The organism is Sphingobacterium hungaricum (assembly GCF_015210005.1).
Taxonomy (GTDB): domain Bacteria; phylum Bacteroidota; class Bacteroidia; order Sphingobacteriales; family Sphingobacteriaceae; genus Sphingobacterium; species Sphingobacterium hungaricum.
Genome location: NZ_MU158698.1, coordinates 3,206,710 through 3,218,818, shown reverse-complemented (window position 1 = coordinate 3,218,818; position 12,109 = coordinate 3,206,710). Strand labels below are relative to the sequence as shown.

The following is a 12,109-nucleotide window of genomic DNA, read 5'->3' as shown; positions in this document are numbered from 1 at the left end:
GCCCGAAATAAAAAAATTAGTATTGCGCAAATACGAGGTCAGCAATCATTGCTTTTGTAAATGCAATCATGCCGAAAGATAATTGTTGGAAAAAAACTCCATGAACGCACATAGGGAACGTTTAAATTTATAATTTAATTAAAGTTACAGTATTTATTTTTATAATTCAAAATCAAAGATGATTTTTTTATCGTTTCATCTCATCAATTGCTGTGCGCTAAATATTGATGAAATTACTTTTCATTATTTTAGAAATTCTATTGCGAATCTGAAATCATCCCTATATTTGTTATGACTAATTTATGGTAATCATTTCTTAAAATGACGATATGCGCATAATTTCATGTTTGTTTAATCAAGCCGAACAGCTTGGCCTTTTTTATAAAGAACGGTATTACCTGACTTCAGAATTATCAGAATCGCTTCCATTGACGATGGATGAATTTCTCAAAGAGGGAGAAGAAGCGATGAATCAATTGGCAGGGTATCAGCAAAAGTTGGAACAAGATGAAAATGTATATCCATCTCATGGTGCATCGGAACTGACTTTGTTAGCTCCTGTTCCATATCCCGGTTCCTTCCGCGATGCATATGCTTTTCGGCAACATGTGGAAACTTCGCGCCGAAACCGCGGGTTGGAAATGATTCCTGAATTCGATTTATTTCCAGTTTTTTACTTTTCCAATCATCGGGCGATATTCGGTTCAGGAAGGATTGACTGCTTACCTCATCATTTTGAAAAGCTTGATTTTGAATTGGAGGTCGCTCTAGTCATCAATAAAAAAGGGAGAAACATTCCGGCATCGAAAGCCGATGAATACATTGCTGGTTTTATGATTCTAAATGATTTGAGCGCCCGAAAAATACAAATGGATGAAATGAAATTAAATCTCGGACCGGCAAAAGGAAAGGATTTTGCTAGCGCGATAGGCCCTTATTTGGTAACTAAAGATGAGTTGACGGCTTACGAAGTAGATGCTCCAGAAGGGCATGTCGGAATTTGCTATGATTTGCCCATGCGCTGTTCGGTGAACGGCGTGGAAGTATCATCAGGAAATCTGGCGAGCATGCATTGGACGTTCGCAGAGATTATTGAACGTGCATCGGACGGAGTTGATTTATTTCCCGGTGATTTGATTGGTTCGGGGACGGTCGGTACAGGCTGTTTTTTAGAATTAAATGGCACAGGAAAGCTGAATGACCCTAATTATGCAGAGCAATGGCTTCAGCCTGGCGATGAGGTTGTAATGGAAGTTGAAGGTTTGGGGACATTAAGCAATACCGTTTCTTTGGTTTCGTCGCAGAGCTAAAATTTCATTTGAAGAAGATGAAGGCATTTTAATCATACGTTTACTAATTAATTTTCGATGGCAACATTTACAGCGCAAGACGATTCGGCAATCTTTGATAACCTAATAAAATATGCAATTGCACCTCGGCCAATTTGCTTTGCCAGTACAATTGACAGGGAAGGGCAAGTCAATCTAAGTCCGTTTAGCTATTTTAACTTGATGTCGCATAATCCAGCAATATGCGTATTCTCGCCTTTGCGACGCATGCGCGATGGTTCGACCAAACATACGCTTGAAAATATACAAGAAGTTCCTGAGGTGGTTATCAATTTGGTGAACTATGCCATCGTCCAACAGCAATCGTTAGCGAGTACGGAATATGCAAAAGGCATTAATGAGTTTGAGAAATCTGGCTTGACGCCAATAGCTTCGACCTTGGTCAAACCTCCACGTGTTGCGGAATCTCCGGTACAGCTTGAGTGTAAGGTCAATCAAGTCATTCCACTAAGCAATCTTCCTGGCGCAGGAAATTTAGTCTTGGCGGAAATCCTTTGCATGCATGTGCAGGATGAGTATTTGTCTTCGACGAATACCATCGAACAGCACAAACTAGATTTGGTTGCTCGATTGGGTGGCGATTGGTATTGCCGGGTTACACAAGAAAATCTTTTCGAAGTGCCAAAGCCTTTGCGCAATTTAGGAATAGGGGTAGACCAATTGCCCGAAAGTATTCGGAAGTCATCTATACTTACTGGAAATCAATTGGCTATGCTAGCGAATGTGGAGCGTATTCCGGCTGTGGAAGAAATTCTTCCCAATGTAAACTGTTGCAAGGAGTCGGATGTGGATAAAATCCATCAAGTTGCTGCGGCATATCTTAATGAGGGTAAAGTTTTTGAAGCTTGGCGTGTCCTATTGAGAACGGTTTAGGGGTATCCCCCTAACCCCCAAAGGGGGAACTATTGGGGAAAGCAATCTTTCGACATTTTTTACTTTTTACTTTTTAATTTTTACTTTTTCTCAGTTTCTTTTGCGCCTTCTCCGTGGTTTCCGTGGTCTTTTTATTTTGGAAAGGTTAACCGCGGAGTTTCGCAGAGAAGGCGCTGAGTTTCGCGGAGTTAAATCCCCCTAAGCCCCGAAGGGGGAACTATTGCGAAAAGCAATCTTTCTACATTTTTTACTTTTGAATTTTTCTCAGTGTCTTTTGTGCCTTCTCTGTGTTTTCTGCGGTCTTTTGACTTGGAAAGGTAAACCACAGAGTTTCGCAGAGAAGGCGCTGAGTTTCGCGGAGTTAAATCCCCCTAACCCCCAAAGGGGGAACTATTGCGGAAAGCAGGCTTTTTACTTTTTTTACTTTTGAATTTTTACTTTTGAATTTTTTCGTGGTCCTTTTATTTTAGAAAGGTTAACCACAGAGTTTCGCAGAGGAGGCGCAAAGTTTCGCGGAGGTAAATCCCCCTAACCCCCAGAAGGGGTAACTATTTCGGAAAGCAATCATTCGACATTTGTTACTTTTTACTTTTTCTCTGTGTCTTTTGTGCCTTCTCCGTGGTTTCTGTGGTCCTTTTATTTTAGAAAGGTTAACCACAGAGTTTCGCGGAGGAGGCGCAAAGTCTCGCGGAGTTAAATCCTCCTAATCACCAAAGGGGGAACTATTGCGGAAGGCAGGTCTAAATACTATATACTAACTACTATATACTAACTACTAACTACTGTAAGTCTTTCTTCCTTTTTACTTTGCAAAGCAAAACAAAACAGCCAGCGATTGCGCTGGCTGTTTTCTGAAAAATTAAAATTATTATTTGGAGTCTTCAGTGACTTCTTCATTTTTATTGAGGAACACAAACTGTCCGTCGAATACATCCAATTGGATGATGGAGTCGCTGGTGATTTTTCCAGAGATAATCTCTTTGGAAAGTTCATTTAAGATCCGTTTCTGGATAACACGTTTTAGAGGTCTAGCTCCGTAAATCGGGTCATAACCTAATTGTGCTAACCAATCCAATGCATCATCCGTTGCGGTTAAGAAGATATTCTGCTCAGCCAGCTGTTTCTGTACGCGCGTAAATTGCATGCGTACAATCGAACCGATTTCATCCCTGCTTAATGGCGTAAACATAATGACTTCGTCAATTCTGTTTAGGAATTCTGGACGGATAGATTTTTGCAAGACTTCGAAAACTTCATCTTTGGTTTTCGCAATGACTTCATCACGATTATCGTCATTTAGCGTTGCGAAATTCTCTTGGATAATGTGCGAGCCTAGATTCGAGGTCATGATGATGATCGTGTTTTTGAAATTCACCACACGACCTTTGTTATCGGTCAAATGTCCATCATCCAAAACCTGCAACAGAATATTGAATACATCCGGATGCGCTTTTTCGATTTCGTCTAACAGCACTACCGAATACGGTCTGCGTCGGACGGCTTCCGTCAGTTGACCGCCTTCATCATAACCCACATAACCTGGAGGCGCACCGATTAAACGCGATACCGCGTGGCGTTCTTGGTATTCCGACATATCAATCCGTACCAAGGCCTGTTCGTCGTCAAATAAGTAATCAGCCAACGCTTTCGCCAATTCCGTTTTACCAACACCCGTAGTTCCTAAAAAGATAAACGAGCCGATCGGTTTTTTAGCATCATTTAAACCGGCTCTCGAACGGCGGATCGCATCTGAAATGGCTTCAATCGCTTCATCTTGTCCGGCAACACGTTTGTGCAATTCGCCTTCGAGATTCAATAATTTGGAACGCTCAGACTGAATCATTTTATTCACTGGAATGCCTGTCCATCGCGAAACAACATCGGCAATGTCTTCGGAAGTCACTTCTTCTTTCAGCATGCGGCTGCCAGATTGCTTCTCTGCCAATTCAGCTTTCAGCTTGTCGACCTGATCTTGCGCTTCCTTGATTTTACCATAGCGCAATTCCGCTACGCGGCCATAATCTCCGGCACGTTCGGCCTGATCGGCTTCCAATTTGAAGTTTTCTATATTCTCAATCTCTTGATTGACCTGATCAACTAAGCTTTTTTCCGATTGCCAAGCTGCTTTTAAGGAATCCCGTTCAGCAGATAGATTCGCAATGGTTTCTGATAGCTCAGCGACCTTCTTATCGTCATTTTCCCGTTTGATTGCTTCGCGCTCAATTTCAAGCTGCATAATGCGGCGGTCCAATTCGTCGACAGCTTCGGGCACGGAATCCATTTCCAAACGTAATTTAGAAGCCGACTCGTCGATTAAGTCAATTGCTTTGTCCGGCAAGAAACGGTCGGTAATGTAGCGCTGTGACAATTCCACTGCTGCAATAATCGCCTCGTCAAGTATACGCACCTTATGGTGTGTTTCGTAACGCTCTTTCAATCCCCTTAAAATTGAGATCGCATCTTGCGTATCCGGTTCTTCGACCATGACTTTCTGGAAACGACGTTCCAACGCTTTGTCTTTTTCAAAATACTTTTGGTATTCATTTAAGGTCGTTGCACCGATCGCGCGCAATTCTCCTCTCGCCAGAGCAGGCTTAAGAATATTCGCTGCATCCATTGCACCTTCACCGCCACCAGCGCCCACCAAGGTGTGGATTTCATCGATAAAGAGAATGATTTCTCCGTTACTGTCTGAAACTTCTTTAACGACTGCTTTCAAACGTTCTTCAAATTCGCCTTTGTATTTTGCACCAGCGATCAAAGAACCCATATCGAGCGAGAACACCGTTTTGGTTTTTAAGTTTTCGGGTGCATCCCCTTGGATAATGCGATGCGCAATTCCTTCCGCAATTGCCGTTTTACCAACACCAGGTTCACCCACTAAAATTGGGTTGTTCTTTGTTCTCCTTGATAGGATCTGCATTACGCGGCGGATTTCTTCATCACGGCCAATTACGGGATCCAGTTTCCCAGATTCTGCATATTCGTTGAGATTACGCGCATATTTCCCTAAGGCATTGTATGTTGCTTCTGCATTCTGATCGGTCACGCGTGTATTGCCACGCAATTCTTTGATGGCCTTTTTAAGGTCCTTTTCATTTACCCCTTGGTCTTTTAATAAATTTGAAACCTTATCGTTTGCACTTAAAAGCCCTATTAGAATATGTTCAATGGATACGAACTCATCATTGAATTCTTTTAGATAAGACTGTGCTTTTTGAAGAACAGAAGAGGCCGTGTTGCTTAGGTACACATTGCTTCCGCTAACTTTTGGATATGATTCGATGATTTTATCCACTTCGGAAGAAATGTAATTGACATTCGCATTTAGTTTCTTCAGTAAATGATTGGTTACATTTTCATCGACAGTGAGCAATGCTTTTAATATATGGCCAGTTTCAATAGCTTGTTGCTGATTTCCAACAGCTATTTCCGAGGCTTTTTGTATAGCCTCTTGAGCTTTAATTGTATAGTTGTTAAAATTCATTTTTATGTGTTATGTTAGATTTGTATTTACCCTATATGAATAACAATTTATATGCCCTTTCGGTTTTGAATCTGTTAACATGAAATTTTGTCTTATACTTTTGTATTCACCTGACAATATTGCACTTACGGTAAGTTTTCTAAACTAAATTTAGCTAAATCCCTGGTAATTAGGGTAAGAATTGTCAGCGTTAATTTATTTTCAAATATATTTTGAATTATTTATCAATAATCAGATATTTGTGGCTCTCAAAAAGCCTCCTTAGCTCAGCAGGTAGAGCAACTGACTTGTAATCAGTAGGTCATTGGTTCGATTCCGATAGGAGGCTCAAAATATGCTATTCCCCATTAACTTTTTAGTTTAACGATTTGATTTCTTTTGGAAAGAGAATCAGCTTGTTCAGGCTTTTAGCTGCATCTTCATTCCTTCATGGGAATTGGTAAAACCTAATTTCTTATAAAATGCTAAGGCTTCTGGCCGCTGTTTGTCTGTCGTTAATTGAATGAGATGCGCACCTCTTTCTTTAGCTCTATCAATCGCCCATTCGAAGAATAAAGTTCCAGATCCTTTACCACGGTCTTGTTCTCGAATGCGAACTGCCTCAATCTGTGCTCTCAGTCCGCCTTGGTAAGTCAGGTATTGAAGAAAACTAAGCTGCAATGTTCCGACGAGTTCATTCTCGGCATTGAACACAACAATCAGTTCTTGATTTGGGTCTTGCGAAATTGCTCGAAAGGCATTTATATACACGTCGGGCAGGGGTTCCGTATAATTCTCCCGCTGCTTGCCTAACTTATCTTCAGCTAATAATCGTACAATCTCGGATACCTGTTCTATTTCGGCAATTTTAAATGTTAAACTCATATTTCTTCTATTTTAGTAGATCATTGCTTTTATCAAGCCATTGATTTATCCTATATTTATGATTTCATTATTTCCCCCACACGACTAAGATACCTTATTTCTGGAGCTATGCGAAAGCCACATTGTCCTAAACTAGCTACGAGAAAATACATCATCCATTTATTTTTCTTTATCGAATCAAAAAATATACATTTTGACATACATTTTTATTCCGATTTGGATTTCGCTTTACGAATTGTTTAGAACTATTGGTTAGTTTTTTATTGATAAAATCAACAAAACTAAATCTTAGGTTAAATATTGATAATCAGTTGTTTAATGTGTTGTTTTTCGGGTGTTTTGGTATTTAATTTGTTACGATTTTGCAGTGTCTTGCCGATTAATCCTTTTCTATGGAGGGCAAGTCTTTACGACAAGATGCTACACTAAAGTACCATCTACAATAAAGCTAAAGATGAAAAAAATGATTTATTTGGGAATTATACTAGGTATAATCTCCTTCGTGACGCCAGCAAAGGCGCAAGTAGCAGTGAGTGTCAACTTGAATATTCAGCCAGATTGGGGGCCTTCAGGTTATGATTATGTGGAGTATTATTATTTGCCTGAGATCGATGTTTATTTCGACGTTGTCAATAAGCGCTACGTATATTGGGAAAATAATGCCTGGGTGCACAAGTCCAAATTACCGAGCCGCTATGCGAATGTGGACATGAACAAAACTTACAAAGTTGTCATGAACAATAAAAATCCTTGGAATAGCCATGCGTCGGACAAAGCAAAGTATTCAAAATACGCGAAAGACCGCAGTCAAGTTAGCATAAAAGACAAAAAGAAAAACACAAAGAAAAGCAAGAAAAAGTAGAAAGTTTGTAGAGCCTAAATCATTACTAGCAAGAGGGTGCACGCCTATTCGTGTGCTCTCTTTCTTTTTAAAAACAAATTAAAAACTTTAACTTGTTTTGTTAAATTATTACCTATTTTTGCAGAAATTAATTAGGGATTTTTATTTCAAATGGGCAGCAGTCATAATCAGTGCAGAATACTCACCAAGTGTATAGTTTTTCTTTTCATATTTGTTTCATGTCAACCACAAACCACTACAAATAAGCAAACTAAAACGAGTAATGAAATCGATACTCCAACAGAGCAGCCTGTTGTTGTTATTGACCCTTTGACTATTGATTCTGCGTTAGATGCACTGCCGATCCTTCCAAAAGATTCAGATTCGCTACGTATCGTTGCGGTTAAGGATACGGTGCCGAAAAAGCCTCTGGTTTTAACTAATCGGAAAATAACTGATTCGTTGCGACGGGTATTGGATACTAAGCCAAAACATATTTATTTGACATTTGACGACGGCCCTTTGATCGGAAGCCGAGCAATCGATTCAATTATCACGGCTAGAAATATAAAAATAAATGCATTTTTGATTGGCAAACATGCACACATGAGTAAGCATTTGAATAAATCTTACCAGATTTATTATAACAATCCGTTGGTTGACTGCTATAACCATAGCTTTACCCATGCAAATAATCGGTTTCAGTTTTTCTACAGCAATCCACAGAGCGCTTTTGAGGATTTCGACCGCAATGAGAAGGATTTAGAATTGAAGTATAAGATTGTCCGCATGCCGGGACGTAATATCTGGTATTTTGATGATATACGACGTGTTGACCTTTCGACTGGCGGTTCTACTGCAGATATGCTTTATAGCCATGGTTATAAAATCTATGGATGGGATGTGGAATGGCGCATTAATGGCGTGACCGGAAAACCTGTTCAGACTGTTGACCAAGTGTATACGCGCATTAAGAATTATATGAATAATAAGAGTTCGTTATTCCCAAATAACGTTGTTCTGTTGATGCATGATGATATGTTCCAAAATAAATTAGGACAGAAACAGCTTAGTGCTTTGCTGGATAGTTTGCAGCAGCATAAAGATTATACGTTTGAATTTATGCGGGATTATCCGTTCAAGTATTAAGCGACATCTCTTAGATCCACAGCAACTACACGCGACACGCCTTGTTCGACCATGGTGACTCCGTAGATGATATCAGTGCTGGCAATTGTGCGTTTGTTATGGGACACCACAATAAATTGAGATTGGCCAGAGAATTTGCGGATAATGTTGTTGAACTTATCGATGTTGGTGTCGTCCAAGGGTGCATCGACTTCATCGAAGATACAGAATGGCGCTGGCTTCAGTAGGTACAAAGAAAATAATAGGGCAGTGGATGTCAATGTTTTCTCACCACCAGAAAGCTGATTGATCGATAAAGGACGCTTTCCTTTTGGCCTCGCCATAATATCGATATCGGATTCCAAAGGGTTTTTAGGATCGCTCAGGATAATATCGCAGCTGTCTTCCTCATTAAATAAAGACCTAAATACCTCAATAAAATTTGTGCGAACAATATTAAACGATTCCATGAACTTGTGGTTGGCTGTTTCGTCAATTTCTTGAATGGTGGTCAGCAGGGAGTTCTTCGCACTGATCAGGTCGTCTTTTTCCTTTTGGATAAAGTTGAAGCGTTCGAGAATTTCATCATAAGCCTCTTTGGCCATCGGATTGATGTTTCCGAATTCATCTAGCCTGCGCTTGAGTGCATCGCATTCTGCTTTAATCTGTTGGAAATCACCAGTCAGTTCTTCTTCCATTTCCGTCAGCAACACTTCGATATCCAGCGAAAATTCTACAGATAGGCGTTCTTTCAGTGCATTAAGCTCGATTTTTAAGTTCGTTTTCTCATCACGCAAGAGTTCGGTTTCCTCAGCTAAAGCATCCTTTTCTTTTCTGAAATCGAGGATATTACTTTCTAGGTCGATCGCACGTTTCTTTTCTTCGTGGTATTCTTCCTCTAAATCTTTGAGCCCTTGCTCCAAGGTTTCTTTTAGGCTATATAAATCAAGCAGTTCGACATCATTCAAGTCGACAAATTGCAAAGCATCCTGCATTTCAGCTTGCAGAACCTTTAGTTCTTTGTTGTTCTTTTCGAGCCTATCTTCAAAAGTTTGCTGCTGTGCCTCTCGGTATTCGATGTCCTTTTGGATTGAAGAGACTTTATTTTGTTGTTGGTGCTGCGCAATGTTGGTCTGGTTGTAGGTATTCGACTTCTCTACCACATCTTCTGCAAGCACAGAATAATTTTCCTGCAGTTCGGTTAGCACAAGTTGCTGTTCCGCAAATGCGCGCTTGTGGGATTCGAGCAAGGGGAAATTTTCCGACAGGGAATGTTCTAGATCCAGCAGTTTAGATTCGATGGCTTCCTTACGGGATTTATTCTCCGCCATAAAACCGAGGTACTGTTCTTGCTTGGTTTTAATCGCAATGTATTCGCTGTTTATTCGGTTAATCAACAAAGTCAATTCTTCGATTTCTGCTTTTCTGGACGCAGCCTTAAGCGTTTCCAAGTTATTTGCCAATAGGACAGCTTGTTCATTTTTATGCTCAATCTGCTGGTTGAGTTTCTGGATTTCTTTGGCTAGGATTTCAAGATTTTTAGCTCGTCCGATGCGCTTTCCTTCGAATAGACCGATCGAACCGCCGCTGACGCTTACATGATTGACCGTGAAATTTCCTTTCGCTTGTAGGATAACATGATCCGTCGCACTCTCTTTGGAAAGTACAGTGGCTAGCTGTGTTTCCGAACTGATGAATACCTTCTGTAATAGAAGCTCGCAAAGGTTTTTGTATTTGCTATCGAAAGAGACTACAGCTAAGGCTGGAATTAAATCCTTATTAATCTGTTGTTCCACATGCTGTTCGGTAATTGGCTCTAAGACAAAGAAATGAGCTTTTCCACGTGAAGCATCTCTTAACAAGTCGATTGCTTGAATCGCATCTTGATAGGTATCGACCACGTAATGATTCATTATCGGTTCGAGGTAATTTTCGATGGCTATTCGGTATTCTTCTTCGCAGAAAAGGATATCTGAAAATAGGGGATAAGCGGTCTTCCAGCCGGCATTCTTTTTTAGAAAACGGATGGATTCAGGAAACCCTTCGAGGTTATCAACCAGTGATTTCGTCAGGCTGTATTCATTTTGCTTTGCATCAACCGTTCGGCTTTCTTTGGTCAACAATTCCTTTAGCTCATTCAGCTCGGCAGTGAGGCTTAGTCTTTTGCTTTCTAAATCTGTTTCCTGTTCCTGTAGGCTAGTTAGCAAATCTTCCTGTGTCGCCAGCTGTTCTGCCAACTCATCTACTTTAGCGGTGAAATGCGTAAGCTCGGTTTCTCGGGACTTGGAATCATTGATCGCTCGCTCGGATTCTTGTTTTAAAGCCTGCTTTTGAATATCTAAGATGGTGAGTTCCTTTTCGACAGCATAGACCTGCTGTTGCTTGTCTTTTGCCTGCTGTGCAGCGGCATCGACTTTGGCTTTTGCGCTATGTTGCTGCAGGCGCAATTCCTCCAGTTCGCTTTTCAGGACTTCAAAGCCAGCGGTGCTGTTCTGTAATTTTTCTTCTTCAATAAAACTTTCTTCGAGCAACCTTTTGAGGTTGTACTGCACATGGTTGAGCTGTTGGCTATCGTTCTTTATCTCTTCTTGAACTTTTGCCGAACGTTCCTCCAAGTGGCGCATTTGTTCGTTCTTTATCTTCTTTTCGGATTCATAAGTCCGTATCCGATGGATATGCTCATTGGTCGCTTTCTGCTGCACAGACAGGTTTTTTTCTTTAGCTATCAAATCTAATTTCAGCTTCTGCAGGGATGCTTCATCTTGTCCAATCGTTGCTTGAAACGTGCTAAGTTTATCTTTTTGCTTTTGCTCACGCTGTTCGATGTGCTGCAGTTTTTCCTGAAAATCTACTAGCTTATGCCGCGTCAGCAGGATGCTTTTTTCTTTGTATTGTTCCTTGACCTGGCTGTATCGCTCGGCTTTTTTGGCTTGGTTTTCCAAGCTTTTTAAGTTCTTGTTGATTTCGTACAAGAGGTCTTCAATCCGCGATAGATCGGCTTCGGTATCTCTTAGCTTGCTCAATGTCTGCTTCTTGCGGACTTTGTACTTCGACACTCCTGATGCTTCTTCGAAGAGGTTGCGGCGGGAATTGTCTTTGTTGTTGATGATTTCATCAATCATCTTGAGCTCGATTATCGAATAGGAATCTGCCCCGATGCCTGTGTCTAAAAATAGGTCGGTAATGTCCTTGAGCCTGCATTTGACATCATTTAGGCGGTATTCGCTTTCGCCAGAACGGTATAGCTTGCGGGTAATCGTTACGGAAGTGAATTCGGTCGGGAGTATGTTTTTGGTGTTGTCAAAGGATAGGGAGACTTCTGCCAAATTGGATGCTTTGCGGTTTTTTGTTCCATTGAAGATGATGTTTTCCATCTTCTCTGACCGGAGCATGCGGGTGCTCTGTTCGCCTAAAACCCAGCGGATGGCATCGACGACGTTGGATTTTCCGCAACCGTTAGGCCCTACGATGGCGGTAATGCCTTCGTTGAAGTTAATGGTGACTTTGTCGCCAAAACTTTTAAAGCCTTTTATTTCCAACTTATTTAGCTGCATCGTGATGTTAGGG

Annotated in this window: 7 protein-coding genes and 1 tRNA gene; 5 read left to right on the top strand and 3 right to left on the bottom strand. The window is 40.9% G+C overall.

Translation table 11 applies throughout. The annotated features are described in order from the left end of the window. The first annotated feature begins 329 nt into the window (after positions 1-329). Together C4F49_RS17275 and C4F49_RS17270 are read left to right on the top strand one after the other, a co-directional pair. Entirely contained in the window at positions 330-1,310 is a 981-nt protein-coding gene (locus C4F49_RS17275; protein WP_196937082.1) for a fumarylacetoacetate hydrolase family protein, read from the top strand. A gap of 57 nt (positions 1,311-1,367) precedes the next feature. Beyond that, positions 1,368-2,222 (top strand): flavin reductase family protein, encoded by an 855-nt coding sequence (locus tag C4F49_RS17270; protein WP_196937081.1) that lies wholly within the window; start codon positions 1,368-1,370, stop codon positions 2,220-2,222. A gap of 868 nt (positions 2,223-3,090) precedes the next feature. Here C4F49_RS17270 and clpB read toward each other — a convergent pair. Continuing rightward, complete coding sequence (gene clpB / locus C4F49_RS17265) at positions 3,091-5,709, bottom strand: ATP-dependent chaperone ClpB (protein WP_196937080.1); 2,619 nt, start codon at positions 5,707-5,709, stop codon at positions 3,091-3,093. Positions 5,710-5,964: 255 nt separating this feature from the next. Here clpB and C4F49_RS17260 point away from each other — a divergent pair. Then, positions 5,965-6,037 (top strand) — tRNA-Thr (locus C4F49_RS17260). 71 nt (positions 6,038-6,108) lie between these two features. Here the strand turns inward: C4F49_RS17260 and C4F49_RS17255 are convergent. Next, positions 6,109-6,573 (bottom strand): GNAT family N-acetyltransferase, encoded by a 465-nt coding sequence (locus C4F49_RS17255; RefSeq protein WP_196937079.1) that lies wholly within the window; start codon positions 6,571-6,573, stop codon positions 6,109-6,111. A 454-nt stretch (positions 6,574-7,027) separates the two neighbouring features. Here C4F49_RS17255 and C4F49_RS17250 point away from each other — a divergent pair, with 454 nt between their 5' ends. Beyond that, positions 7,028-7,435: a hypothetical protein gene (locus C4F49_RS17250; protein WP_196937078.1), complete on the top strand. Its 408-nt coding sequence runs from the start codon at positions 7,028-7,030 to the stop codon at positions 7,433-7,435. A gap of 309 nt (positions 7,436-7,744) precedes the next feature. Next, on the top strand, positions 7,745-8,563 hold the full coding sequence (locus C4F49_RS17245; RefSeq protein WP_231388356.1) for a polysaccharide deacetylase family protein: 819 nt from the start codon (positions 7,745-7,747) through the stop codon (positions 8,561-8,563). On the opposite strand, the gene smc is transcribed toward C4F49_RS17245, so the two are convergent. After that, positions 8,560-12,096: a chromosome segregation protein SMC gene (gene smc, locus C4F49_RS17240; RefSeq protein ID WP_196937076.1), complete on the bottom strand. Its 3,537-nt coding sequence runs from the start codon at positions 12,094-12,096 to the stop codon at positions 8,560-8,562. The genes C4F49_RS17245 and smc overlap by 4 nt on opposite strands. Between the last annotated feature and the right edge of the window lie 13 nt (positions 12,097-12,109).

Excerpts from the sequence above, each read along its gene's own strand:
- C4F49_RS17275 (WP_196937082.1), top strand. The coding sequence starts at position 330 with ATGCGCATAATTTCATGTTTGTTTAATCAAGCCGAACAGCTTGGCCTT.
- C4F49_RS17270 (WP_196937081.1), top strand. The coding sequence starts at position 1,368 with ATGGCAACATTTACAGCGCAAGACGATTCGGCAATCTTTGATAACCTA.
- clpB (WP_196937080.1), bottom strand. The coding sequence starts at position 5,709 with ATGAATTTTAACAACTATACAATTAAAGCTCAAGAGGCTATACAAAAA.
- C4F49_RS17255 (WP_196937079.1), bottom strand. The coding sequence starts at position 6,573 with ATGAGTTTAACATTTAAAATTGCCGAAATAGAACAGGTATCCGAGATT.
- C4F49_RS17250 (WP_196937078.1), top strand. The coding sequence starts at position 7,028 with ATGAAAAAAATGATTTATTTGGGAATTATACTAGGTATAATCTCCTTC.
- smc (WP_196937076.1), bottom strand. The coding sequence starts at position 12,096 with ATGCAGCTAAATAAGTTGGAAATAAAAGGCTTTAAAAGTTTTGGCGAC.